Origin of the sequence: Streptomyces carpinensis, from assembly GCF_002154505.1 — a bacterium.
GTDB lineage: Bacteria > Actinomycetota > Actinomycetes > Streptomycetales > Streptomycetaceae > Streptomyces > Streptomyces carpinensis.
This window is the reverse complement of sequence record NZ_MUBM01000052.1, coordinates 1-24,811: the sequence shown is the minus strand read 5'-3', so window position 1 is coordinate 24,811 and position 24,811 is coordinate 1. Positions and strand designations below refer to the sequence as shown.

The window sequence follows — 24,811 nt, the reverse complement described above, 5'->3', positions numbered from 1 at the left end:
GCTGCCGCTGCTCGGCCTGGTCCACACCTCGATCGGCATCACCCGGCACACCGCCCTGCCCGCCACGGAGACGTACGAACTCGCCGTCCACATCGACGGGTTGGCCGCGCACCGGCGCGGCACGGAGGCCGCCGTGATCACCGAGCTGCGCGCGGGCGGGGACCTCGTGTGGGAGTCGACGAGCACCTATCTGGCCCGCCACCGCACCCCGGGCGGTGCGGTGCCCGCCGGGACGGGCGCTCCCGGGCCGGAGCGACGGCCCCTGCCCGCCGTCGACCGGTGGTACCTCGGCGCGGATCTGGGCCGGCGCTACGGCGCCGCCTCCGGGGACCGCAACCCCATCCACCTGTACCCGTTGACCGCCCGGCTGTTCGGTTTCCCCCGGGCGATCGCCCACGGCATGTGGACGGCGGCCCGCTGCCTCGCCGCCCACGGCACCCCCGAGGCCGTTCGGGTCCGGGCGGAGTTCAAGGCACCGGTGCCGCTGCCCGGCCGGATCGTCTACGCCGCCGACGGCGGCGGCCGCTTCGAGCTGCGCGCGGCCGAGGGCGTGCGGACCCACCTGGTGGGTGAGGTGCTTCCGCTCCTCACGTGAGTGGTACGGCAGAGGTCCAGGGCCGGCCCTCCATGAGGTTGCCGAGGCCGGCCCAGGCGAAGTTCATCAAGGTGGCCGCGGCCTGGCGGGCGGTGACGCCGGGGGTGGTGTTGGCCCAGGCGGCGAGGGACTCGGCGGCACCGACCAGGGCCTCGGCGAGCCCGGCGACCTCGTGCTCGGGCAGATCGGGGTCGTGGTGGGCGTCCCGGGCCGTGACGGCGATCAGCTGGGTGACGAAGGTGACGATCTCGGTGCGCATCGCGGCGACCTCGGTCGCGAACGGCTCACCGTGGGTGCGCGCCTGGAGGTGCAGCACCGTCCAGCCGTCCGGGTGTTGCGCGGTGTGCGTGAAGAACGCCCGCAGCCCCTCCCAGAGCTGCCGGTCGGCGGGCGCACCGGGACGCACCCCGGCGCGCACGGCCTCGGTCAGCGCGGCGGCCTCGCGCCGGATGCAGGCGCTGAAGAGGTCTTCCTTGGAGTTCAGATACAGGTAGACCAACGGCTTGGAGACGCCGGCGAGTTCGGCGATCTCGTCCATGGACGCGGCCCGGTAGCCGCGCCGGCCGAAGATCCGCACGGCGGCGTCGAGCATCTGCTGTTCGCGAACCGCCCGCGGCATCCGCTTGGTCTTCACGGCACCCATGGGCGCAAGCCTACGGTTCGCGGCACCGCCCGCAGGGTCGCCGAGCGGCGCAGCGCCGCCGGTCCGGCCGGATCAGGACGCCTGGGACCGGGTCCGCGCGCGCTCGTCGGCCAGGTCCTCCGCCCCGGCGTTGGCCTGGATGTTCGCCTTCATCCGGTCCACCCGCTGGGAGACCTGCACCGACGCCCGGTCCCGCTCCTTGCGCAGCGCGACGAAGCTGATCGGGGCCGAAATCACCAGGGCGAGCAGGGCGATCCACAGGCCGTTGGAGTTGCCGAGGCCGCGCGGGGCGATACCGGAGTAGACGAGGCCCCAGACGACCACGAGGCAGCCCACGAAGATCCCGAGGCGCATCAGTGTGTAGCGGAGCATCTCAATCCACTCTTCCGTATCCATTGAGGGAGGTCCAAGGGACCACCGTCCAGTGAAGCACGACCGGCACCCGATCATGAAGGGGGGTGCCAAACGGGGCAAACCCTCAGGTCAGCGGCAGGAGCATGATCACGTCATCGCGTTCGTCGCCCGGCGCGACGCGGATGGCCCCGGGCACCCGGCCGACCTCCTTGTAGCCGCAGGAGGCGTAGAACCGCTCCAGGCCGAGCCCGCCCCGGCAGGTGAGCCGGACGGCCTCGATGCCGTTCATGCCGCGGGCCGCGTCCTCGGCCGCCGCGAGCAGATCCCGTCCGTAGCCCCTGCCCTGGTGCCGGGGGTGGACCATCACCGTGTAGAGCCACAGCCAGTGGGTCATCAGCCGGTGGGTGTTGAGGGTCAGGAAGGCCGTCGCGGCGACGCGGCCGTCCTCGTCGTGGCCGACCAGGAGACGGGCGCGGCCCTCGGCCATCGCCACGAAGTGCCTCACCAGCTCGGGCCGTATCTCCTCGCGCGTCGCCGGCGCCACGAAGCCGACCGCACCGCCCTCGTTCGTCACCTCGGTCCACAGGTCGAGGATGCCGTCGCGCAGATCGGGGCTCACGGAGGGGTCCAGTGTGAAAGTAAGAGGCATTGGGGGATAGTAGCCATTACCCAAGGGCGCGTGCAGCTACTTTCAGATCGCTGACGAGGCCCTGGTAGGCGGCCTTCCTGTCCTCGTCGTCCTGCGCCCGCAGCACCGACGACGGATGCACGGTCGGCACCAGCCGCTCGGCCCGCCCGTGGATCTCCCGTTCCAGGACCGTGCCGCGCACCTCGCCGACCCGGAAGGAGGAGCCGAGCAGCGCCTTGCCGGCCGTGGCCCCGAGCACCACGATCAGCTCGGGCTCGACCAGTGCCAGCTCGGCCGCGAGCCACGGCCCGCACGCCGTCATCTCCCTCAGGCTCGGCGCCTTGTGGATCCGGCGCTTGCGCGGCTCCGACCGGGTGAACTTGAAGTGCTTGACCGCGTTGGTGACGTACGCCTCCCCCGGGTCGATGCCGGCCTCGGCGAGGGCTCGGTCGAGCAGCTTTCCGGCGGGGCCGACGAAGGGCCTGCCCTGGCGGTCCTCCTGGTCGCCGGGTTGCTCGCCCACAAGCATCACGCGGGCGTGCGTGTTCCCCGCACCGAACACGGTCTGGGTGGCGTCCCGGTGCAGCGGGCAGCCGCGACAGTCCGCGGCCGCCTCGCGCAGGGCGGCGAGGTCGGCGCCTTCGGGGACGAAGGGGGCCGCGGTGTACTGATCCTCGGGGGCGGTCGTGCGCGGGCTCATGCCCACCGGGTACCCGTGGGCGCCGTCTTCACCGATCCAGCCGGGTGGTGGGCGGCCGAAGGGAGCCAGGGGCCCCGCCGCCCCCTGGCGGGGCGGAAGGCGCACGCCCCCTTCGCTCCCGCTCAGGCTGCGGCGGCTCTCACACCCGCATGGGCTGCGGCGACTCGCGGCGCGCCGGGTCCGGGCCGTCGAACTCCCGGATGATCTCGTAGCGCGTGTTGCGCTCCACCGGGCGGAAGCCCGCGTCGCGGATCAGCTCCAGCAGGTCGTCGCGGGTCAGCTTGTTCGGGGTGCCGAAGTTGTCCGCGTCGTGCGTGATCTTGTACTCGACGACCGAGCCGTCCATGTCGTCGGCGCCGTGCTGGAGCGCGAGCTGGGCGGTCTGCACGCCGTGCATCACCCAGAACACCTTCACGTGCGGGACGTTGTCGAACAGCAGCCGGGAGACCGCGAAGGTCTTCAGCGCCTCCGCTCCCGAAGCCATCGTCGTGCGGGCCTGGAGACGGTTGCGGACCTTGCCGTCCTTCATGTCGACGAAGTCGTGCTGGTAGCGCAGCGGGATGAAGACCTGGAAGCCGCCGGTCTCGTCCTGGAGCTCACGCAGGCGCAGCACGTGGTCGACCCGGTGGCGGGGCTCCTCGATGTGGCCGTAGAGCATGGTGCACGGGGTCTTCAGGCCCTTCTCGTGCGCCAGGCGGTGGATGCGCGACCAGTCCTCCCAGTGGGTCCTGTGGTCGACGATGTGCTGCCGGACCTCCCAGTCGAAGATCTCCGCGCCGCCGCCGGTCAGCGACTCCAGGCCCGCGTCGATCAGCTCGTCCAGGATCTCGGAGGCGGACAGCCCGGAGATCGTCTCGAAGTGGTGGATCTCCGTCGCCGTGAACGCCTTCAGCGACACGTTCGGCAGGGCCGCCTTCAGCTCGCGCAGCGAACGCGGGTAGTAGCGCCACGGCAGGTTCGGGTGAAGGCCGTTGACGATGTGCAGCTCGGTGAGGTTGTCCGACTCCATCGCCTTGGCGAGCTTGACGGCCTCCTCGATGCGCATCGTGTACGCGTCCTTCTCGCCCGGCTTGCGCTGGAAGGAGCAGTAGGCGCAGGACGCGGTGCACACGTTCGTCATGTTGAGGTGGCGGTTGACGTTGAAGTGCACCACGTCGCCGTTCTTGCGGGTGCGCACCTCGTGCGCCAGGCCGCCGAGCCAGGCCAGATCGTCCGACTCGTACAGCGCGATGCCGTCCTCGCGGGTCAGCCGCTCACCGGAGCGGACCTTCTCCTCCAGCTCGCGCTTGAGCCCGACGTCCATACCGTTACCTCTCTTCGGGAAACGTCTGAAGTCACAAACAGACGCCGCCAACCGTACTCCCCCGCCCTTCGGGCGCAGCTGCCCCCGACCGGCTCTCCACGCCTTGCCACCTAGACCTGTTCGGGAAGCTCGCCCACCCGGTTCTCCCACTTCGTGGAGAGCACGATGGTGGTACGGGTCCGGGAGACGCCCTTGGTGCCGGACAGCCGCCGGATGATCCTCTCCAGACCGTCGACATCCGTGGCGCGCACCTTGAGCATGTAGGAGTCGTCGCCCGCGATGAACCAGCAGTCCTCGATCTCGGGCAGGTCCTTCAGTCGCTGCGCCACGTCCTCGTGGTCGGCGGCGTCCGAGAGCGAGATGCCGATCAGGGCGGTGACGCCGAGACCGAGCGAGGCGGCGTCCACGGTGGCGCGGTAGCCGGTGATGACCCCCGCCGCCTCCAGCCGGTTGATGCGGTCGGTGACACTCGGTCCCGACAGGCCGACGAGGCGCCCCAACTCCGCGTAGGAGGCCCGGCCGTTCTCCCTCAGGGCCTGGATGAGCTGCCTGTCCACCGCGTCCATGCGATCGAAGCCTTCCGCTGAAGAGATCCGATGAGAGATCTGAGACGTTCGTGAAGTGTCGAGTGGTGCTGGTGCTGCTGCTGACGGGCCGTCGGCCGCTCACGCGAGCCGGGGCGCGCCCAGTTCGCCCTCCCAGCGGCGGTAGAGCCGGTGGGGTACACCCACCGCGTCGAGGGCACGCCCGGCGACGAAGTCCACCAGGTGCTGGATGTGGGTGGCACCGGCGTAGAAGGCCGGCGAGGCGGGCAGGACGGTGGCGCCCGCGTCGTCCAGTGCGACCAGGTGCCGCAGCGTCGGTCCGTTCAGCGGGGTCTCCCGAACGGCCACGACCAGCGGCCGGCGCTCCTTCAGGGTGACGCTCGCCGCCCGCTGCAGCAGGTCCTTCGACAGCCCGAGCGCGACCCCCGCCACGCACGCCGTCGAGGCGGGCACGATCAGCATGCCCTTCGCCGGGTACGACCCCGAGGACGGCCCGGCCGCCAGGTCACCGGCGCCCCAGTGCCGTACGGCCGTGATGTCCACGTCGAAGGTGCCGGGCTTGCCGTCGGCCCCGAGGGACAGCCATTCCCGCAGGTCGCCCTGCCAGTGGGCGTCCCGGAAGGAGATGCCGGTCTCGTCGAGCAGGGTGAGCCGCGAGGCCCGGCTGACCACCAGGTCGACGCTCTCGCCGGCGTCGAGCAACGCACGCAGCACAGCGGCCGCGTACGGTGTGCCGGACGCTCCGGACACCCCCACGATCCAAGGCGCGCGCTGCGTTTCTCCTGGCTTCATATGACGAGCCTATCCGTCGGCGCTCATGATCCGAACCGGGAGGGAATCAGACCGTGAGCCCGCGCACCAGCAGATCCAGCAGCGCGCACACGAACAGGGCGATGCCGATGAACCCGTTGACGCTGAAGAAGGCGCGGTTGAGGCGGGACAGGTCGTGCGGGCGGACGATGGTGTGTTCGTAGACGAAGGCCCCCGCGACGACGAGCAGGCCCAGCCAGAAGAAGGCACCCGCGCCGGTGACGACCCCGTACCAGACGAACAGCGCGGTGGTGACGGTGTGGCAGGCCCTGGCGCCCCAGATGGCGGCCGGGATGCCGAAGCGGGCCGGCACCGAGCGGACACCGATCCGGCGGTCGGTCTCGACGTCCTGGCAGGCGTAGATCAGGTCGAAGCCGCCGATCCAGACGCCGACGGCCAGGCCCAGGACCACCGCCTTCCAGCTCCACTCGCCGCTGATCGCCAGCCAGCCGCCGATCGGGCCCATCGCCTGGGCCAGGCCGAGGATGGCCTGCGGGAAGTTGGTGAACCGCTTGCCGTAGGGGTAGACCACCATCGGGATCACCGCGATGGGGGCGAGGGCCAGGCAGAGCGGGTTGAGCAGGGCGGCGGCGCCCAGGAAGACCACCAGGGCGATCAGGGCGCCGGTCCACGCGTGCCGTACCGACATCGCACCGGTCACGAGCTCGCGGTGCGCGGTCCGGGGGTTACGGGCGTCGATCTCCCGGTCGATGATCCGGTTGACCGCCATGGCGAAGGTGCGCAGGCCCACCATGCAGATGGTGACCAGCAGCAGCCGTCCCCAGTGGAAGTTCCTGTCCCACTCGAACATCGCCGTGAGCGAGGCGATGTAGGCGAAGGGCAGGGCGAAGACCGAGTGCTCGATCATCACCAGGCGCAGGAACGCTTTGGTGCGTCCCGGCTGCGGGAGTGCTGCGGAGGCGCTGCTCACAGCCCGTACTCCTTCCAGCGGCGGTCCACCAGGGCCGCCGTATCCGGGTCCGACAGGACCATGTCCGGCCACCCGCCGTCGCGCGTGTAGCCCTCCTCTGGCCATTTCCTCGTCGCGTCGATGCCCGCCTTGCCACCCCAGAACTGCTGGTAGGAGGCATGATCGAGGTGGTCGACGGGGCCCTCGACGACCGTGAGGTCGCGGGCGTAGTCGGTGTTGCCCAGGGCTCGCCAGGCGACCTCGTGCAGATCGTGCACATCGCAGTCGGCGTCGACGACCACGATCAGCTTGGTCAGGGACATCATGTGCGCACCCCAGATCGCGTGCATCACCTTCTGGGCGTGCTTGGGGTACTTCTTGTCGATGGAGACGATCGCGCAGTTGTGGAAGCCGCCCGCCTCGGGCAGGTGGTAGTCCACGATGTCCGGCACGATGATCTTCAGCAGGGGCAGGAAGAAACGCTCGGTGGCGCGGCCCAGCGGCCCGTCCTCCGTCGGCGGCCGGCCGACGACGATCGACTGCAGCAGGGGTCGCCTGCGCATCGTCACGCAGTCGATGGTCAGCGCCGGGAACGGCTCCTGCGGGGTGTAGAAGCCGGTGTGGTCGCCGAACGGGCCCTCCGGCAGCATCCTGCCCGGCTCCAGCCAGCCCTCCAGGACCACCTCGGCGTTCGCCGGGACCTGGAGCGGCACGGTCTTGCAGTCGACCATCTCGATCCGCCTGCCCGCGATGAACCCGGCGAAGAGGTACTCGTCGATGTCCCCGGGCAGCGGTGCGGTGGAGGCGTACGTCACGGCGGGCGGGCACCCGAAGGCGATGGCGACCGGCAGCCGTTCGCCCCGGCGCGCGGCCACCTGGTAGTGGTTCCGGCTGTCCTTGTGGATCTGCCAGTGCATGCCGATGGTGCGGCGGTCGTGGCGCTGGAGGCGGTACAGCCCGAGGTTGCGGACGCCGCTCTCCGGGTCCTTGGTGTGGGTGAGCCCCAGGTTGAAGAAGGAACCGCCGTCCTTGGGCCAGGTGAACAGCGCCGGCAGCCGGTCCAGGTCGACCTCGTCGCCGCGCAGCACGACCTCCTGCACGGGCGCGTTGTCGGACTTCACCTTCTTCGGCGGCACGTGCGTCATCGCGCCGAGCTTGCCGAACGCCTCGCGCACGCCCACGAACCCGTGCGGCAGCTCGGGCTTCAGCAGCCCGCCGATCCTGTCGCTGATCTCGCCGTACGACTTCAGGCCGAGCGCCTTCAGCAGCCGCCGGTCGGTGCCGAAGACGTTCATGGCGAGCGGCATGGCCGAGCCCTTCACGTTCTCGAAGAGCAGCGCGGGACCGCCGGACTTCTGCACCCGGTCGACGATCTCACCGACCTCCAGGTACGGGTCGACCTCGGCCTTGATGCGCTTGAGGTCGCCCTCGCGCTCCAGCGCCCTGAGCAGGGAGCGAAGATCGTCGTAAGCCATGCGTCCCAGTATCTTCCACGGGCCACCGCGCCCCTGTCACCGGGGCCGGGCCATACCCCGGCGCTTTGGCCACGCACCGTCAACTCTCCACGTCAGACCCACAGTTCACCGCGCGCTGGGGGTCGCCGGGGGATCTCCTTCCGTAGTCAACGGGTTCCGCTCAGTGACGGGCGGCAGTCCCGGTGGCCGCTGGAGGCAAGCGAAATCGCCGGGCACTACGGCATCCCACCGCCGCCACGCCCACGGGTGCGTGCGGTGGCCCGACCGGAGGACGGGAGCACGTGATCGCGGGCCGGGGAGGACCGGCCCGGGGAGTACCTACGAGCCGTTCCCGCGTTCGGGGTCGTTCCGGTCGTTGTTCTCCAGCCGCGCGATCAGGTGCTCGAAACGGGCCCGCCAGTCCGCCTCCGACTCCTCCTCGCCCTGGAACTCATGGGTGAAACGGAGGACGCAGGCCTGGTCCCCGTCCCGTTCCAGATGGAAGCGGAGGCGGCCACCGCTCTCCAGGGTGTACTCGGCGACCCGGTCCACGTCCCACGCGGTGACCCGGCCGGCACCCAGGTCCCGCAGGCGGACCGCGCCACCGAGCCGGGGCTCGAACTCCTCGACGGCGGTCAGCCAGCGCGCGAGCCCCTCCGGGGTGGCCAGCGCCGGCCAGACCCTCTCCATGGGCCTGGGAAGCCGTACCAGGAAATGCAGCAGGTGCGTGTTCCCGTGGGTCTGGCTGCTGCCCTGTTCGATGGATCCGGTCATGACACCAGCCTGACTCCATGCGGGTGACGGCGCACGTGTGAGGCCGTACGGCGGCCAGGAGGCCGGCGAGGCGGGATTCGTGTCCACGCCCTCCTTTCCGTCCGTACGACGAAGGCCGGCTCCCGTGACTCGGGTCACAGGAACCGGCCCTCACCACACGGGGGTCAGACGCCCGCGTACGAGTGCTTGCCACCCACGAAGATGTTCACGCCGTAGTAGTTGAACAGGTAGCAGGCGAAGGCGATGAGCGCGATGTACGCCGCCTTGCGGCCCTTCCAGCCAGCGGTGGAACGGGCGTGAAGGTAGCAGGCGTAGGCGACCCAGGTGATGAACGCCCAGGTCTCCTTGGGGTCCCAGCCCCAGTAGCGGCCCCAGGCCGACTCGGCCCAGATGGCGCCCGCGATGATCGTGAACGTCCACAGCGGGAAGACGGCCGCGTTGATGCGGTACGCGAACTTGTCCAGCGTCGCCGAGGCGGGCAGCCGCTCCAGGACGGAGGTGGCGAAGGAGCCCGGCTTGCCGCCGCTCTCGAGCTTGTTCTCGTAGGAGTCCTTGAACAGGTACAGCAGCGTGGAGACCGCGCCGACGTAGAGGACCGCACCGCAGAAGATCGCGGTGGAGACGTGGATGTACAGCCAGTACGAGTGCAGCGCCGGGACCAGCTGGTCGCTCGCCGTGTACAGGACGGTGACCGCGAGGCCGAGGTCGAGCAGGACCGTGGTGGTCAGGAAGAGACCGAGCCAGCGCACGTTCTTCCGCAGCGCGAGCAGGCTGAGGTACACGCCCACGGCGACCGTGGAGAAGGTGATGTTGAACTCGTACATGTTGCCCCACGGCGCCCGCTCCACGGAGGCCGCGCGGGCGACGACGCCGCCCAGCTCCACGAGGAAGGCGAGCACGGTGAGGGAGACGGCGATCCGGCCGTACAGGTCGCCCTGCGCGTCGCCGCCGTGGGCTCCCGGCCCGTCGGGCACGTCCCGGGAGCCGGCGGCGGACCGCACGACGACCTCCGGCCGCTCCAGGACCGCGGTCCCTCCCGCGGACTTCACCGTCACCGCGGGGCCCCGCGCCGAGGCGGCCGCCTCCTCCTTGACGGTCAGCGCGGAGGCCGTTCGGGCCACCTTGCTGCGGCTGCCGAAGAGCCATTCGGCGATGTACGCGAAGAAGGCCAGCGTGTAGACGGCCATCGAGGAGTAGATCAGCGTGTTGCTGATGTGCGCGAGGTGTTCGTTGGTCGCCGAGGCGAGCTCGGTTGCGGCGGCGAGAGTCATTTCTTCTCAGCCCCTTCGGCAGGTACGGGGGTGTCGGCGTCCGGCTCCCGGTCGGGGTCGGCGTCGGTCTGTGCGGGTGCCTTGTCGTGCACGAGGGCGGCCAGGTCGCCGATCTCCTCGGGGAGCTTCGCGGACTCGCTGCGGCCCAGGCCCGCCACCTCGACGACCGTCGCACCGTCGGCGCCCCGCACCGCCCGCACCCAGACGCGGCGGCGCTGGATGAACAGCGAGCCGGCCAGGCCGGTGATGGCGGCGAGGGCGCCGGTCAGCGCCCAGCCGGTGCCGGGCTGCTGGACGACCTGGAAGCCGGCCCACTCCTTGATGTCCTTGTCGAACGTGATGGACCCGGCGCCGTTCGGCAGCTGCATGGTCTCGCCGGGCAGCAGGCGGCTCTTGAGGATCTGGCCCTTGGCGTCCTTGAACGGCTTCAGGTTCGGGTCCTTGGTGTCCAGCTGGTAGACGTTCTGCGGGACGCCCGCGTCCACGCCCAGGTCGCCGTGGTAGGCGCCCAGCGCCAGGACGGGGAAGTCCAGGGCCGGGAACTGGGAGAACATCGTGCCCTTGCCGGCGCCCGCGAAGGTCGGGACGAAGAATGCGGAGAAGCCGAGCTGCTCGTCCTTGCCCTGGGCGTTCTTGTAGCCGTCGAAGACCTTGATCGCGCCCTGCGAGGTCTCGTTGGCGTCCAGCGGCAGCAGCGGCACAGCCTGGTGCAGCACCACGTTGCCCTTGCCGTCGCGGACGGTGACGGTGGGCGCGTAGCCGTGGCTGACCAGGTAGACCTTGGCGTCGTCGATCTCCAGCGGGTGGTTGACCCGGACGATCTTGTGCTGGTCCTTGCCGTCGGCGCCGACGCTGTAGTCGATGGCCGCCTCGAAGGTGCGCGCGGTGCCCTTGTTGGGGCCGTTGCGCTCGTAGGTGGCCGTGAACTTCTTCAGGTTGAAGCTGAACGGCACCAGGTTGTCGTCGTTGAAGAGGTTGCCCGACTTGAAGTCGTCGTACTGGGTCAGGGTGTTGGTGAACCCGTCGCCCTCGACGATCAGCTTGTTGCCCTCGGTCTTGAACAGCTGGCCCCAGGCGAAGGCGATCAGCATCACGATCAGCGCGATGTGGAACAGCAGGTTGCCGGCCTCGCGCAGATAGCCCTTCTCGGCGGCGACGGCGTCCCCGGTGGTGTGTGCGCGGAAGCGCCGCTGCTTCAGGGCCTTCAGCGCGGCCTCGCGGACCTCCTCGGGGGCGGCGGCGGTGCGCCAGGTGGCGTACGCGGGCAGCCGGGTCAGCCGCCTCGGCGCACCCGGCGGCCGGCTGCGCAGCTGGCCGACGAACTGCCAGGTGCGCGGCACGATGCAGCCGATGAGGGAGACGAACAGCAGGATGTAGATCGCGGAGAACCACACCGAGCTGTAGACGTGGAACAGACCCAGCTTGTCGTAGATCGGCGCGAGCGTCCTGTGCGTCTGCTTGAAGGTCTCGACCTTCATGGCGTCGCTGCCGTTCTGCGGGATCAGCGAGCCCGGGATGGCCCCGAGGGAGAGCAGGAACAGCAGCAGCAGCGCCACCCGCATGGAGGTCAGCTGCCGCCAGAACCAGCGCACCCAGCCGACGATCTCCCGCCCGGTCCAGGCCAGCCAGCCCATCAGGCCGGGGGCGCGGTTGCCGCCGAAGGAGCCGGGGACCGCTGTCTCCGTGGGGGCGGTGGACAGTTGCGAGCCGGCCGCGCCCAGGTCGTCCTCGCCGGCCGCCGAGTGTCCGGCGGCGGGGGTCTCGTCGGCGGTGGTGCCGGTTGTCGTCTTGCTCATGGATCAGATCCCCACAGTGAAGCCGGTGGACCAGTTCTGCATCTCCTGCACCAGGCGGTCCCAGGCGCCGGTGAGCAGCAGCACACCGGTCAGGATCATCATCGTGCCTCCGATGCGCATCACCCAGACATAGTGGCGCTTGACCCAGCCGAAGGCTCCGAGGGCCTTGCGGAAGGCGATGGCGGTGAGCACGAACGGGATGCCGAGCCCGGCGCAGTAGGCGACGGTGAGCAAGGCCCCCCGTCCGGCGCTGGCCTGCTGGAAGGAGAGCGTCTGGACCGCGGAGAGGGTCGGGCCGATGCACGGGGTCCAGCCGATGCCGAACAGCGCGCCGAGGAGTGGTGCGCCGATCAGACCGGTGGCCGGGCGCTTGTGGAAACGGAACTCACGCTGGGTCATCCAGGGCATCAGGCCCATGAAGAACACGCCCATGAGGATCATGAGCACGCCCAGCACCTTGGTGAGGGGACCCTTGTGGTCCTGGAGGTTCTGGCCGAAGTAGCCGAAGAGCGCGCCCCCGGAGACGAACACGGCGGTGAAGCCGAGGACGAAGAGGGAGGCGCCGACGGCCATCCGCCCGCGCCGTGCCTCCGCCAGATCGGTGCCGGTGACACCCGTCACATACGACAGGTAGCCCGGGACGAGGGGCAGGACGCACGGCGAGAAGAAGGACACGAGCCCGCCGAGCACGGCGATCGGCAGCGCGAGCACGAGGGCTCCGCTGCTGACGGTCTGGTTGGCGTCAGTGGCTGCGGCCAGTAGCACGGCGGCTCACTTCTCCGCGATGACCGGGTCGAGCATCTTGCGCAGCTTCTCCTCGCTGAGCGCCTGGAGGGCGCGGGCCGCGATGTCGCCGTTCCGGTCGACGACGATCGTGGTCGGGATCAGCTGCGGGTTGAGGGTGCCCTTCTTGAAGCGGAGCATGAGCTTGCCGGTCGGGTCGTACAGGCTCGGGAACGGCACCCCGTACCGCTTCTCGAAGGCGACGGCCGGCTGGGTGCTGGTGTCACGGGTGTTGATGCCGACGAACTGCACGCCCTTGGCGGCGGTGTCCTTGGCGACCTGCACCAGGTTGGGTGCCTCGGCCCGGCAGGGCGCGCACCAGGAGCCCCAGACGTTGAGGACGACGACCTTGCCCTTGTAGGAGGCGATGTCGAGCTGCTTGCCGTCGATGGTCCGGCCGGAGAGGTCGGGCGCGGGCTTGCGCTCGCCCTTCTTCACGGTCGCGATGCCGTCGGAGCCGGTGATGAAGTTGGTGCTGCCCGAGCCGCCGGAGGTGCCTCCGGAGCCGCACGCGGACAGCACGAGTGCCAGGGCGGCGGTCCCGGCGGCGAGCAGGGCGGCGCGGCCGCGGGCGCGGGTCGTGCGCGTGCGGTGCGGTGCGGACGTACGGTTCGCCCGGTTCGAGCACTGGGGGGCGCGGCTGACGACACTCATGTGAAAAGTTTCGCATGCCTGTTCCGGGGATCTTGCGCACCCCCCTCGCGGGCGGAAAACCGCATTTCAGGCAGCGTTCACGGTGCCCTTGGAGCTCTGCGTGCCGGTGCCGCGCGTGGCCCCGGAGGTGCCGGAGGATCCGGAGGCGCCCGAGGTCGCGGAGGTCCCGGCGTCCTTGAGGAACTCCTTCCAGCCGCCGGCCGGTCGCTGTCCGACCTCCAGGGTGCGCAGCTTGGCGAGCACCTCCGGCTTCTGCACGTCCATCCAGTCGACGAACTGCCGGAAGGAGACCAGGCGCACGTCCGCGCCCTTCTCCTTCTCCTGCGCGATGTGCTTGAAGGCCTCTTCGACGGAGTCCATGTAGATCCCGCCGTTCCAGTGCTCGAAGTGGTTGCCTATGAAGAAGGGCGCCCGGTTTGTCTCGTATGCCCGCTGGAAGCCCTGGATGTAGGCCTGGGCGGACTGCTTGCGCCAGCCGGGGTAGTTGTAGGCCGGGGCCTTGGTGGAGTTCACCGACTGGTTGGCGAGCATGTTGTAGTCCATGGAGAGGACCTCGAACCTGCGGCCCGGGAAGGGTATCTGCTGCAGCGGCAGGTCCCAGATGCCGAGCCGCTTGACCGGCCAGACCTGACGGCCGCCGGGCGAGGAGGCGTCGTAGCGCCAGCCGAGCTCGCGGGCGGTGGGCAGCAGGTTGTTCTGCCCGAGCAGGCACGGGGTGCGGCCGCCGACGAGCTCCTTGTCGTAGTCGAAGGGCAGGGAGGGCAGGTCGTGCCAGCCCGTGTTGGTCCTCCACTGCTTCACGAAGGCCTTGGCCTGGTCGATCTCGCTGCGCCACTGCTGGGGCGTCCAGTTGGCGACCGTGCCGTGGCCGGAGCAGAAGTGGCCGTTGAAGTGGGTGCCGATCTCGTGGCCCTCGAGCCAGGCGCGACGGACGTTGTCGAGCGTGGCCCTGATGTGGTCGGGGTTGAGATAGCCGATGTCCGAGGCGCCGCGCGGGTTGTTCGGCGGGTTGTACATGCGCTTCTTGTCCTCCGGCAGCAGATAGAGCCCGGAGAGGAAGAAGGTCATGTGGGCGTCGTGCTGCTTGGCCAGGTCCAGGAAGCGCGGGAACAGGCCGTTGCCGACCTCGCCGGCCCCGTCCCAGGAGAAGATGACGAACTGCGGCGGCGTCTGACCCGGCTCCAGCGGCTCGGGCCTCGCGGGCTGGTGGGGCTGCTTGCCGGTGAACGACGTCGAGCCGTCACCTATCGGGCGGGCCGGGGGCTGCGTGCTCCTGCCGCGCGAACTGCCGCCCGAACCGGAACCGCCGGCGTGGCTCGTGCCGTCCGACGACTTGAGGCTGCCACAGCCCGCAAGTCCGGCGACGGCCGCGGCGCCCGCGCCGAGGCCGAGTATGCCCCTCCGGGAGAAGGTGCGCATGAGATCCCCGATTCGTCACGTCCTCTGATGTGGTCACACACTCAGAGGCCGTGACGAACGGGAAGGTTCCGCGCGGCGATGTGAATTTCACAACAAATGTCGTGAAATTGTTCGTAAGTGAGCGAGGTCTTACCCCGCCTTTACGCTCCGAAGGCCTTCCCCTGCCCCTTCACCGGCTTGGCGCCCGCGAGGAGATGAGGGGGCACCAGATCGCGAGCCGGCTCGGTGTAGCCCACGGAGACGATCCGGTCGCCCTGGTACGTGAACGTCGTCAGCGAGGCGAGTGTGCACTGCCGCTTGCGCGGGTCGTGCCACAGCCGCCGCCGCTCGACGTAGGAGCGCACGATCCAGATCGGCAACTGATGGCTGACGAGCACCGCTTCATGCCCGCGCGCCTGGTCCTTGGCCGCGTTCAGCGCCCCCATCATCCGCACGACCTGGTCGACGTACGGCTCGCCCCAGGACGGCTTGAACGGGTTGATCACGTGCTTCCAGTTCGCCGGCCGGCGCAGCGCGCCGTCGCCGACACCGAAGGTCTTGCCCTGGAAGACGTTCCCCGCCTCGATCAGCCGCTCGTCGGTGGCGAGGTCGAGCCCGTGCGCCTTGGCGATCGGTGTCGCCGTCTCCTGCGCGCGCTCCAGCGGGGAGGCGACGACGTACGTCACATCCCGGGAGGCGAGGTGCTCGGCGACCCGCTCGGCCATCTGCCGCCCGAGTTCGGAGAGGTGGTAGCCGGGCAGCCGGCCGTACAGGATCCCGGTCGGGTTCTCCACCTCGCCGTGGCGCATGAGGTGGACGACGGTGACGTCGTCGTTGCCGTGCTTCTCCGGCGCGTTGCTCATGCCGTCGCCTCCGCCGCCGCCCGGGCCGCCGCCGGAAGGGCGTCGGCGATCCGCTGAAGGGCCTGCTCGTCGTGCGCGGTCGAGACGAACCAGGACTCGAAGGACGACGGCGGCAGGTAGACGCCGTTCGCCAGCATCGCGTGGAAGAAGGCGGTGAAGCGGTACGACTCCTGCGCCTTGGCGTCCTCGTAGTCGCGCACCGGCCGGTCGGTGAAGAAGACCGAGAACATGTTGGAGGCGTTCTGCAGGGTGTGCGCCACGCCTTCCTTGGTGAGCGCCTCGGAGACGAGCGCCTGGATCTGCTGCGACACGGCGTTCACCTTGGCGTAGGCGGCGTCGTCGAGCAGGCGCAGCTGGGCGAGCCCGGCGGCGGTGGCGACCGGGTTCCCGGAGAGGGTGCCGGCCTGGTAGACGGGCCCGGCCGGGGCGAGGTGCGCCATCACGTCGGCGCGTCCGCCGAAGGCCGCGGCCGGGAAGCCGCCGCCCATCACCTTCCCGAAGGTCATCAGGTCGGGCTCGACCCCGTCGACGCCGTACCACCCGGCGCGGCTGGTGCGGAACCCGGTCATGACCTCGTCGGAGATGTACAGGGCGCCGTTGTCCCGGCACACGTCCTTCAGCCCCTGGTTGAAACCGGGCAGCGGCGGCACGACGCCCATGTTGCCGGGCGAGGCCTCGGTGATCACACAGGCGATCTCGCCCGGGTGGGCGGCGAAGGCGGCGCGCACGGCGTCGAGGTCGTTGTACGGCAGCACGATCGTGTCGCCGGCCTGGGCCCCGGTGACGCCCGGCGTGTCGGGCAGCGCGAAGGTGGCGACCCCCGACCCGGCCGAGGCCAGCAGGGAATCCACGTGCCCGTGGTAGCACCCGGCGAACTTGATCACCTTGGTCCGCTGCGTGAACCCGCGGGCGAGCCGGATGGCGGACATGGTGGCCTCGGTCCCGCTGGACACGAGCCTGACCTGCTCCAGCGGCGCGACTCTGCCCACCATCTCCTCGGCGAGCGCGACCTCGCCCTCACCGGGCGTGCCGAAGGACGTGCCGCGGGCGACCGCCTCCTGCACGGCGGCGATCACCTCGGGCCGGCCGTGCCCGAGGATCATCGGCCCCCAGGAGCACACGAGGTCGACGTACTCCCGCCCGTCCGCGTCCATCAGATAGGGGCCGTTTCCGGACACCATGAACCGGGGCGTGCCGCCCACGGCACGGAAGGCACGCACCGGCGAGTTCACACCGCCGGGTGTGACGGCCGCCGCACGATCGAACAGCACCTGCGAGACGGGGGCTTCGTATGGATATGGCAGTTCGCTCATGACCTGCGACTTCTCCGATTTCTCGGGGTTTCACGGAATCCGGTGGGCAGTGACCTGTTCAGGGTAGGCCAGCCAGGGCGGAGGACCGGGCGGCGGTGGTGCCGGTCCGCGCGGCCGAGACATGGTGCCCGCGGAGATCCCCGCGCCCGAAGAAGCGGATTCGCCCGCACCCATCTGAGAAACTGGGCTCCTCGTACGTATGGACAAGGGCGAAGGTTCGTGTCGGGGGCCGCGAGGGTCCTCGAAGGTCCCGCGGGCAGATGTTTCAGCGCACGTTTCGGCGTGCGGCCGTGGGGGAGGTCACTGACACGATGATCGGGTTGCGCGGCGGGGCCACGCGTCCTAGAAAAGCAGTCGGGTGGAGATATGCATCGCGGTGGCGGACTGGGCGAGGGGACTGACGACCTGGGTCCTCGACGTGCCCGGCGGGGAAGGCACCGGCGCGACGCGGAGCAGGCCGCCGAAGCACGTCAGGCACAGGGTGCACCGAGTGAGCCCGAGAGGCCGGACCGGCGGATCGACGGCCGGACGGACCGCCGGGTCGACAGCCTCCGGGCGGGGAGCAGGAATGGTGGTCGGGTGGGGGTGACGTACAAGTACTTCGGTGCGCCCGACGGCGCGACCGCGGCCCGCGTCCCGATCTCGATGCGTCCCGAGGAACTCGGCGGCGACGAGCTCGGCATGAACGGCATGTTCACCAAGATCAAGCCGGAGACCATGGCCGCGATGGTGCTGACCGGCATCGAGGGTGTCCCCCTGCACAAGGTGCCGCCGCTGGAACTGGTCGTCCTGCACCCCGACTACGCGGTCGTCAAGCTCCCGATGACCGTCGTCGACCCGCTCCGCGACATCGGCGAGGAAGCGGTCGGCGCGGCCGCCTTCATATGGTCCACGGTCCCGGACCGCGGTGGCCCGAGAGACGCGTTCAACGTGTACCAACTGCTCCACGAGTGGCAGGACTTCAGCCACCGCCTGCACGAGGCGGGCCATCAGCCCTACTGCCTGGTGTGGCCCTGAGCCGCGCGGTGTCCGGACGGTCGGTCGTCGGCCGCCACTGATCGGCGTGCGCCTGCGTGGACGACCGTGATGTGGTGTTCGCCGCCCGGGGTCTCCAGTTCGTCGACCACGGCGACGGCCAGGTCCTCGGCACTGATCCAGGATCGGCCGTCGGCGCCGGTGAGCAGGGTGTCGGTGCCGCGCCGGTAGCGGCCGGTTCGTTCGCCGGGCTCCAGCAGGGCCGGCGGGCTCAGATAGACCCACTCGGCACCGGCATGGGCGTGGCAGGTCCGCAGCTGGGCGATCCCGGCGGCGGCGACGGCCTTCCATTCGGCGGGCACGTACGCGGGGTCGTCGGCGACCAGCAGATCCCGGTCGCCGGGGCTGCGCAGCGCACCGGCGCCGCCGACCACGAGGACGCGGATCCCGAGCCGCGCGGCGACGTCCAGCACCGTACGGGTGGCGCCGACCAGGAACTCCTGGCCGACCGGATCGGTCCGCACGGTCAGCACGACGGCGTCGGCGGCGCCGTTCGAGGCTCCGTCGGCGAGACTGTCGGCGGCGCTGTTCGTGGCGGAGCCCGCGAGCGCCTCGCGTACGGCGTGTGCGTCGGTCGCGTCGACCGCGATCGGCGTCACGTTCGGATCGTCACCGGCAGGCTTCCGGGACAGGGCGAGCACCTGGTGCCCGCGTGCACGGGCCTCACCGATCACCCGGCTGCCGACCATCCCCGTGGCGCCGAGCACGGCGATCGTCATGCCTGCCGTCGCCGCGCCCCGTTCGGTCCCCTCTTCCTGTTCCTGGGATTCTTCCCGCGATTCGGCTCCCGTCGCACCGGCGCGTGCGGCGCGGGCGCCGGGCAGGTTCGGGGGATCGAGCTGCGCGGCGAGCAGGGCCGCCAGGGCGAGGGCGAAACCAAGGGCCTGCACCAGGCTCAGCGACTCGCCCAGCCCGATGCCGACCACGGTCGCGACCAGCGGAGACAGCAGCACCAGCGGCGCGGACGCGCCGACCGGCAGCCTGCCGATGCCGCGGAACCAGAGCGTGTACGCGATCAGCCCGCCCATGCTGCCGAGCCACAGGTAGCCGCCGGCCGCGCCCGCGTCGATCCGCTGCGGGACCCCCTCGATCGCGAGGGTGAGCGGGAGCAGCAGCAGGCCGCCGGCGGTCAGTTGCCAGCCGGCCAGGGCCAGTGGGCCGAGCCCCTCGGGACGGCCCCAGCGTTTGGTGAGGACGACCCCGCTGGCCATGGTCGCCGTACCGCCGAGGCCGGCGAGCACTCCGACGACGTCCAGGTGGGCGTCGGGCCCGAGCACGACGAGTCCGACGCCGGCCACGCCGATCAGGCCCCAGGTCCATCGCCAGACCGAAGGCCGGTCGCGGAGCACCGCGATGGCCAGCGCGGCGACCAGCAGCGGCTGGGTGGCACCGAGGGTGGCGGCGACCCCGCCGGGGAGCCGTTCGGCCGCCAGGAACAGCAGGGGGAAGAAGGCGCCGATGTTGAGCACGCCGAGGACGGCGGCCTTCCACCACCACTCCCCGCGCGGGAGCACACGGGTGATCGCCAGGCCGAGCAGCCCGGCGGGCAGGGCGCGCATCAGCCCGGCGAACAGCGGATGCCCGGCCGGGAGCAGTTGCGTGGTCACGGCGTATGTGGTGCCCCAGGAGGCGGGGGCGAGCGCGGTCAGCGCGACGGCCGCCGTCCGCGGCGCGTACGAGGTCCGCGACGGGCCCGGTGATCGCTCGGTCAAGGAATGCATGTGATGGAGTCTCAGCACCGCGCATCATGAACGCAAAGCATGCTTGTCATGGCAGCCATGAACGATCACGATGACTCGGTGGATCTCCAGCAGATGCGATACGTCGTCGCCGTCGCCGAAACCCGCAACTTCACCCGCGCCGCGGAGCGCTGCTGCGTGGTGCAGTCGTCACTCAGTCACCGGATCGCCGGCCTGGAACGGGAGCTCGGGGTCAAGCTGTTCGCCCGGTCCAGCCGCCGCGTCGAGCTGACCAGCGCCGGAGCGGCGTTTCTCGTCGGCGCGCGCGAGTGCCTGGCCGCCGCCGACCGCGCGGCGGCCGACGCCGCCGACGCGACCGGCGTGGTGCGCGGCCGGCTCGCCGTCGGCGTGATCGTGACCACGGCCGCCGTCGACGTGCCCGAGGTGCTCCAGCGGTATCGCGCCCAGCACCCGGACGTCCGCGTGGTCCTCCGTTCCGGGCGCAGCGACGACCTGGTGGCGGCGATCCGGAAGGGCGACCTGGACCTCGCCTTCCTCGGCCTGCCGGAGGGCGAGCGGCCCTCCGGGGTGGAAACCGTCGTCCTCGATCACGACGAACACGTCCTGGTGGTGCCGGCCGGGCACCGGCTCGCGGGCACCTCCCGGGTCACGCTCCAGGAGATCGTCGCGGAGACGTTCGTGGACTTCGTGGCGGGGACACCCGCCCGCGCCCAGTCCGATCAGGCGTTCGCCGCCGCGGGCGTGGTCCGCGACGTCGCGTACGAGGCCGGCGTCGTCGAACTGATCATCCGGCTGATCGCGCGCGGGCTCGCCGTCGCGCTGCTGCCGTCGGCGTACATCCGGCCGCTGGCCGCCGGCGACCCCGAACTGGCGCTGGTCCCGGTGGTCGACGGACCGCACCGCATCGAGTATCTGGCGTGGAGCCGGTTCAACCCGAGCCCGGCCACCCGGGCGATGCTCGACGTCCTCGGGGTCCGGCCGCCATCAGGGTCCTGACCCGGATCCCGAAGACTCGGTCGGGGCGTGCGCGATCCCGGTTCACACGCCCTGGCTCACACGGTCCGGGGTTCACACGGTCTGGGTGACGCGCCACAGGCGTCTGGGCAGGTCGCCCTCCTCGAAGGGGTGGACCTCGTGGAGACGCCAGCCCTCGGCCAGGCGGTCGACGAGGCCGCGGGGGAAGAAGTGGACCGCGAAGCCGCCGTGCTCCCAGATGTCGTCGCCGTGCCCGGCGCCGGCCCGGTAGTGCGCGTCCCCGGTGTGCCGGACGGTGTAGACGAAGGTTCCGCCCGGCCGCAGCACCCGCCGGACCTCGCCGACCAGGGCGTGGATCTCCTCGGTGGTCAGCGCCATGCACAGCAGCATGTGCGCGTACACGGCGTCCACCGAGGCGTCCGCGAGCGGCAGGGGATCGCGGACGTCGTGCACCGCCGTGCCGACCCGCTCGGCGACGCCCCGGGCGGCGGCGGCCTCGCGCAGCTGCTCCAGGCCGACCGGGCTGAAGTCGGTGGCCAGCACGAAAAAACCCGCACAGGCGAAGTACAGCGCGTCGCGGCCGTGACCGGCGCCCAGCTCCAGCACCTCGCGGGCCCCGGCGGCCCGGAACACGGTGGCGGCGTGGACGGCGGGCTCGGACGGCGCCTCGCCGTACATGCCGGGGTGCTCGCCGTAGACCTGCTGCCAGTGCTCGCGCTGCTGCTCGGCCAGCTCCCACTCGCGCTCGCGCGCCGACATCGGACGTACTCCTCATCACCCGGCGGCCATCGGGCCCCATGGCCAGCGTAGATCCGCGCCCATGCCCCCGGTCGGGCGCGGGTCGGCCGGCGGCTGCAGGGGCCGGTTCGGCCGGCGACGCGGCTCGCGGTCCGCGACCAGCCGGTGGCCGCCGGGGCGGCGAAGGCGGCGGCGGTGGCGGTGGCGGTTAAGACGTTGGCGACCGGCCGGGTCCGACGTCATCGGCCTCAGGCCGTGAAGCTCGCCCCCTCCCCGGTTCTCCCCGGGTTTCCCCGGATCTCCCCGGACGGGCGACGACCGGTTTCACCCGGCGGTGCGACACTACGTACTGTAGGGTCCGCTCGCCATCCAACCGTCCACGGGGGATCCATGCAGGAAGCGCACTGTTCGGGGCCGGTCGCGTCGCCCGGCGAGGAGGCGGAGGGCGGGCTCGGGCCGACCGTCGCCGTGCTCGTCGTGAGTCTCACGATCGCGGCCATCGGCGTGTACGAGCTGTGCGGCTTCGGGTTGCACAGCCTCGACCAGCGGCCGCATCTGTTCAGCGACGGCTTCGCCACGGCGGGGGTGATCGCGGCCACGGTGGCGGCCGGTGCGGCGGCGGGCAACCTGGCGTGGCTGCTGACGGCGTCCAGAAGACGCGCGACCCTCTGCGGCGACAGCGGCGACCGCGGGCCCGGGACCGCCGACGGCGACCCCGCCGGCGCCGACGGCACGCCCGCCTCCGCCGACGGCGCCCGCGCCCCCGTCTCCGGCGAGTAAGCGCCCGTACCCCCGTTCCTTACCTTTTACCGGAACAGTGGAGACGCCCCTTTCCTGTCCGTCCGCTGTCCCCCCGCCGTCCGTCCGCTGTCCCCACTGCCCCCCTGCGGGGTCCGCCCGCCGCCCGTTCCCGTCCCGTTTCCGCCGGTTTCGGCGGTTCCCTTCGAGGTGACGCGTCACCCATGTCCGCACAGAAGTCGGTCCTCATCCCCGCACAGCGCGACTCCCACCGTTCCGCGCCGCCCTCCCCCGGCCCCCGGCTGAGGGCGCGGGCCGCCGCGTCAACCGTCTGGTACCTGCGGCTGCTCGCGGTGCTCAACATCGCCGCGGTGCTCTCGCTGCCGTTCCGCGAGGAGGTCCACGAGCACAACGGTGGCGAGTTCTTCACGCCCTACCTGGCCACCGCCGGCCTGGTCTCCGCCGCGCTCGCCCTGTTCCTGGCCGTGGTGATGCGGCGCCGGAAACGGGCGGCATGGGTGTTCAACCTGCTGCTCGCGGGACCCCTCTTCGCGCTCTATGTCCTCGCCCTCACCCAGGACCGGTTCCAGGACCACCTCTTCAACTGGCTCTCCGCCGCGCTCACCGGCCTCTTCGTGGCCGCGCTGCTGATCGGCCGGCGCGAGTTCAACGCCATCGGCGACCGCTCCAACCCCCGGCTCGCCCTCGCCGTCGGCGCCGTCGGCCTCCTCGTCAGCGGCATCCTCAGCACCTGGCTGGTCGACGCCACCAACAAGGCGCGGGGCGGCGCCTCCCTCGGCGAGAAGATCATCTACGTCCTGCTGCGCGGTATCAGCGTCGGCCCGCTCGCCGACCGCGTCCCGGACGTGCACGCGCCTCGCCTGGTGGACATCGCCATCAACACCATGGCGGCGGCGACCTTCCTCCTCGTCCTGTACGCCTGCTTCCGCTCCCCGCGTGGCCGCGCCCTGCTCACCGAGGACGACGAGAAGCGGCTGCGCGAACTGCTCGACCGGCACGGCGAGCGCGACTCCCTCGGCTACTTCGCGCTCCGCCGCGACAAGGCCGCGATCTTCTCCCCCACCGGCAAGGCCGCCGTCACCTACCGCGTCGTGGGCGGTGTGAGCCTCGCCTCCGGCGATCCCATCGGCGACCTCGAGGCCTGGCCGGGCGCCATCGACGCCTGGCTGGCCGAGGCCCGCCGGCACGCCTGGACGCCCGCCGTCATGGGCGCGAGCGAGGAGGCCGGCACGGTCTACGCCCGGCACGGTCTGGACGCCCTCGAACTGGGCGACGAGGCCATCGTCGACGTCGCCGACTTCAGCCTCGACGGCCGGGCCATGCGGGTCGTACGGCAGGCCCACAACCGTGTCCGCCGGGCCGGCTACACCGTTCGCATCCGCCGTCACGAGGACGTCCCCGACGACGAGATGGCCCTGCTCGTCGACCGCGCCGACCACTGGCGCGACGGCGCCACCGAGCGCGGCTTCTCCATGGCCCTCGGGCGGCTCGGCGACCCCGCCGACGGCCGCTGCGTGATGCTGGAGTGCCGGGACGCCGACGGCGAGCCGCGCGCGCTGCTCAGCTTCGTGCCGTGGGGCGAGCACGGGCTCTCCCTGGACCTGATGCGCCGTGACCGCTCCTGCGAGAACGGCCTGATGGAGTTCATGGTCGTCGAACTGCTGCTGCGCGCCGAGGAGATCGGCGTACGGCGGGTTTCGCTCAACTTCGCCATGTTCCGCTCGGTCTTCGAGCGCGGGGCACGGCTCGGTGCCGGGCCGGTGCTGCGGCTGTGGCGCTCGGTGCTCACCTTCTTCTCCCGCTGGTGGCAGATCGAGTCCCTGTACCGGGCCAACGCCAAGTACCGGCCCCTCTGGGAGCCGCGCTTCCTGCTGTTCGCCAAGAGCGGCGACCTGCCGCGCATCGGCATAGCCAGCGCCCGCGCCGAGGGCTTCCTCACCCCGCCCGCGCTGCCGGCGTTCACCCGCCGCAGGGAGTCCCGGCCGACGGCGGACACCAAGGTCGGCTCCGCCGTCTGAGAGGAGGGGAGGCCCCCGCCGCCTACCGGGGGACCGCCGTCGCCGCCGCGAACAGGCGCCCGCGCATCCCCGCACGTTCGTAGGCCCTGATCGCCGGCGTGTTGTCGGCGTCGACCAGCAACGCGGCGCGGCCGTAGCGTCGTACGAGGTCGTCCACGACGAACCGCGACACGGCCGCGCCCAGGCCCCGGCCCCGCGCCCGCGGATGCGTGACGACCCCCGCCAGCAGCCCGCACCCGGCCCCCGACCAGGCGTCGGCGGCCACCGCGAGCAGCCGGCCGGGATCGCTCTCGTCGTGCACGCCCGCCCAGCGGCGCACCCCCGGCCGCCCCGGCTGGGCGTATGAGCCGGGGAAGTACGTGCCGAAGAGCGCCCGTGCCGCCCGCTCACCGCGCTCGTCCAGCCAGCCGCAGCGGGCGGCCGTCCCCGGCCCGGGTGGCGTCGCCGTCTCCATCCAATGGAAGGGCGGCCCGCCCGGTTCCAGCTCGCCGATGCCCCGGACCAGCGCGCCGATCAACTCCGCGTCGCCGAAGGGCCGGTACGTCGGGCCGACCTCCCCGAGCACCTCCCGTACGAGGGCCAGGGCGTCCCCCGTCTGCCCCGCGACGGTTCCGCCCGGACAGCGCGGGCGCGGCCACCGCCGTGGCCGTCCCGTGCCGGAAGATCCGTACCCCCGGCCCCGGCCGCCCGTCGGCCCCGAGCTGCGCCGCCCACACGAGATGCCCCGCGCCGGCCGCCCGGCCGGGGCCACCACCGGGGTCCGGGCCGGACACCCCGCCGGGGCCACCGCCG

At 71.3% G+C, this 24,811-nt stretch carries 24 protein-coding genes and 2 pseudogenes; 5 read left to right on the top strand and 21 right to left on the bottom strand.

The window, feature by feature from the left end:
* The coding region (locus BZY54_RS08345; protein ID WP_086724112.1) for a MaoC/PaaZ C-terminal domain-containing protein at window positions 1-595 on the top strand (595 nt) is incomplete at its 5' end.
* Here the strand turns inward: BZY54_RS08345 and BZY54_RS08340 are convergent.
* From BZY54_RS08340 to hemL, 17 genes are all read right to left on the bottom strand, one after another.
* Window positions 588-1,238 (bottom strand): TetR/AcrR family transcriptional regulator, encoded by a 651-nt coding sequence (locus tag BZY54_RS08340; RefSeq protein WP_086724110.1) that lies wholly within the window; start codon window positions 1,236-1,238, stop codon window positions 588-590. The genes BZY54_RS08345 and BZY54_RS08340 overlap by 8 nt on opposite strands.
* 72 nt (window positions 1,239-1,310) lie before the next feature.
* Entirely contained in the window at window positions 1,311-1,610 is a 300-nt protein-coding gene (locus tag BZY54_RS08335; RefSeq protein WP_086724108.1) for a DUF4229 domain-containing protein, read from the bottom strand.
* Window positions 1,611-1,716: 106 nt separating this feature from the next.
* A complete protein-coding gene (locus tag BZY54_RS08330) occupies window positions 1,717-2,241 on the bottom strand; it encodes a GNAT family N-acetyltransferase (protein ID WP_086724106.1) in 525 nt (174 codons plus the stop codon).
* Between the two features lie 16 nt (window positions 2,242-2,257).
* Entirely contained in the window at window positions 2,258-2,920 is a 663-nt protein-coding gene (locus tag BZY54_RS08325; RefSeq protein ID WP_086724104.1) for a UdgX family uracil-DNA binding protein, read from the bottom strand.
* Between the two features lie 139 nt (window positions 2,921-3,059).
* The gene (gene mqnE / locus BZY54_RS08320) at window positions 3,060-4,223 is read right to left on the bottom strand and encodes an aminofutalosine synthase MqnE (protein ID WP_086724102.1); all 1,164 of its coding nucleotides are present in this window, start codon (window positions 4,221-4,223) and stop codon (window positions 3,060-3,062) included.
* 110 nt (window positions 4,224-4,333) lie between these two features.
* Entirely contained in the window at window positions 4,334-4,789 is a 456-nt protein-coding gene (locus BZY54_RS08315; RefSeq protein ID WP_086724100.1) for an Lrp/AsnC family transcriptional regulator, read from the bottom strand.
* A gap of 99 nt (window positions 4,790-4,888) precedes the next feature.
* Window positions 4,889-5,560: a UbiX family flavin prenyltransferase gene (locus BZY54_RS08310; protein WP_086724098.1), complete on the bottom strand. Its 672-nt coding sequence runs from the start codon at window positions 5,558-5,560 to the stop codon at window positions 4,889-4,891.
* 46 nt (window positions 5,561-5,606) lie between these two features.
* On the bottom strand, window positions 5,607-6,509 hold the full coding sequence (gene mqnP / locus BZY54_RS08305; RefSeq protein WP_086724096.1) for a menaquinone biosynthesis prenyltransferase MqnP: 903 nt from the start codon (window positions 6,507-6,509) through the stop codon (window positions 5,607-5,609).
* Window positions 6,506-7,963 (bottom strand): menaquinone biosynthesis decarboxylase, encoded by a 1,458-nt coding sequence (locus BZY54_RS08300; RefSeq protein ID WP_086724094.1) that lies wholly within the window; start codon window positions 7,961-7,963, stop codon window positions 6,506-6,508. The genes mqnP and BZY54_RS08300 overlap by 4 nt, the downstream gene beginning before the upstream one ends.
* Before the next feature lie 318 nt (window positions 7,964-8,281).
* Window positions 8,282-8,716, bottom strand: a complete 435-nt coding sequence (locus tag BZY54_RS08295; protein ID WP_086724092.1) for an SRPBCC domain-containing protein — start codon at window positions 8,714-8,716, stop codon at window positions 8,282-8,284.
* A 164-nt stretch (window positions 8,717-8,880) separates the two neighbouring features.
* On the bottom strand, window positions 8,881-9,987 hold the full coding sequence (gene ccsB / locus BZY54_RS08290; RefSeq protein WP_086724090.1) for a c-type cytochrome biogenesis protein CcsB: 1,107 nt from the start codon (window positions 9,985-9,987) through the stop codon (window positions 8,881-8,883).
* Complete coding sequence (resB, locus tag BZY54_RS08285) at window positions 9,984-11,783, bottom strand: cytochrome c biogenesis protein ResB (RefSeq protein WP_086724088.1); 1,800 nt, start codon at window positions 11,781-11,783, stop codon at window positions 9,984-9,986. The genes ccsB and resB overlap by 4 nt, the downstream gene beginning before the upstream one ends.
* Before the next feature lie 3 nt (window positions 11,784-11,786).
* Complete coding sequence (locus BZY54_RS08280; protein ID WP_086724086.1) at window positions 11,787-12,548, bottom strand: cytochrome c biogenesis CcdA family protein; 762 nt, start codon at window positions 12,546-12,548, stop codon at window positions 11,787-11,789.
* A 6-nt stretch (window positions 12,549-12,554) separates the two neighbouring features.
* Window positions 12,555-13,220, bottom strand: coding sequence for a TlpA family protein disulfide reductase (locus BZY54_RS08275; protein WP_086724084.1), 666 nt, complete (start codon window positions 13,218-13,220; stop codon window positions 12,555-12,557).
* Between the two features lie 66 nt (window positions 13,221-13,286).
* Window positions 13,287-14,639 (bottom strand): polysaccharide deacetylase family protein, encoded by a 1,353-nt coding sequence (locus BZY54_RS08270; RefSeq protein ID WP_086724082.1) that lies wholly within the window; start codon window positions 14,637-14,639, stop codon window positions 13,287-13,289.
* Window positions 14,640-14,779: 140 nt separating this feature from the next.
* On the bottom strand, window positions 14,780-15,481 hold the full coding sequence (locus BZY54_RS08265; protein WP_086724080.1) for a histidine phosphatase family protein: 702 nt from the start codon (window positions 15,479-15,481) through the stop codon (window positions 14,780-14,782).
* Complete coding sequence (hemL, locus tag BZY54_RS08260) at window positions 15,478-16,794, bottom strand: glutamate-1-semialdehyde 2,1-aminomutase (RefSeq protein WP_086724078.1); 1,317 nt, start codon at window positions 16,792-16,794, stop codon at window positions 15,478-15,480. The genes BZY54_RS08265 and hemL overlap by 4 nt, the downstream gene beginning before the upstream one ends.
* Before the next feature lie 579 nt (window positions 16,795-17,373).
* On the opposite strand from hemL, the gene BZY54_RS08250 reads away from it, so the two are divergent.
* Window positions 17,374-17,811, top strand: coding sequence for a hypothetical protein (locus tag BZY54_RS08250; protein WP_010353923.1), 438 nt, complete (start codon window positions 17,374-17,376; stop codon window positions 17,809-17,811).
* On the opposite strand, the pseudogene BZY54_RS08245 reads toward BZY54_RS08250, so the two are convergent.
* Window positions 17,790-18,530: pseudogene (locus tag BZY54_RS08245) on the bottom strand (NAD(P)-dependent oxidoreductase); the annotation flags it as partial. The gene BZY54_RS08250 and the pseudogene BZY54_RS08245 overlap by 22 nt on opposite strands.
* 99 nt (window positions 18,531-18,629) lie before the next feature.
* Window positions 18,630-19,550, bottom strand: a pseudogene (locus tag BZY54_RS08240) (EamA family transporter); the annotation flags it as partial.
* A 78-nt stretch (window positions 19,551-19,628) separates the two neighbouring features.
* Here BZY54_RS08240 and BZY54_RS08235 point away from each other — a divergent pair.
* A complete protein-coding gene (locus BZY54_RS08235; protein WP_086724114.1) occupies window positions 19,629-20,525 on the top strand; it encodes a LysR family transcriptional regulator in 897 nt (298 codons plus the stop codon).
* Window positions 20,526-20,597: 72 nt separating this feature from the next.
* On the opposite strand, the gene BZY54_RS08230 is transcribed toward BZY54_RS08235, so the two are convergent.
* Window positions 20,598-21,263, bottom strand: coding sequence for a class I SAM-dependent methyltransferase (locus BZY54_RS08230; RefSeq protein ID WP_086724074.1), 666 nt, complete (start codon window positions 21,261-21,263; stop codon window positions 20,598-20,600).
* 369 nt (window positions 21,264-21,632) lie between these two features.
* On the opposite strand from BZY54_RS08230, the gene BZY54_RS08225 reads away from it, so the two are divergent.
* Together BZY54_RS08225 and BZY54_RS08220 are read left to right on the top strand one after the other, a co-directional pair.
* Window positions 21,633-22,022 (top strand): hypothetical protein, encoded by a 390-nt coding sequence (locus BZY54_RS08225; protein WP_244217030.1) that lies wholly within the window; start codon window positions 21,633-21,635, stop codon window positions 22,020-22,022.
* 182 nt (window positions 22,023-22,204) lie between these two features.
* Window positions 22,205-24,019 (top strand): phosphatidylglycerol lysyltransferase domain-containing protein, encoded by a 1,815-nt coding sequence (locus tag BZY54_RS08220; protein WP_086724072.1) that lies wholly within the window; start codon window positions 22,205-22,207, stop codon window positions 24,017-24,019.
* 22 nt (window positions 24,020-24,041) lie between these two features.
* Here the strand turns inward: BZY54_RS08220 and BZY54_RS08215 are convergent.
* Window positions 24,042-24,811 (bottom strand): GNAT family N-acetyltransferase (locus BZY54_RS08215; protein ID WP_244217029.1); only part of this gene is annotated, 770 nt, incomplete at its 5' end.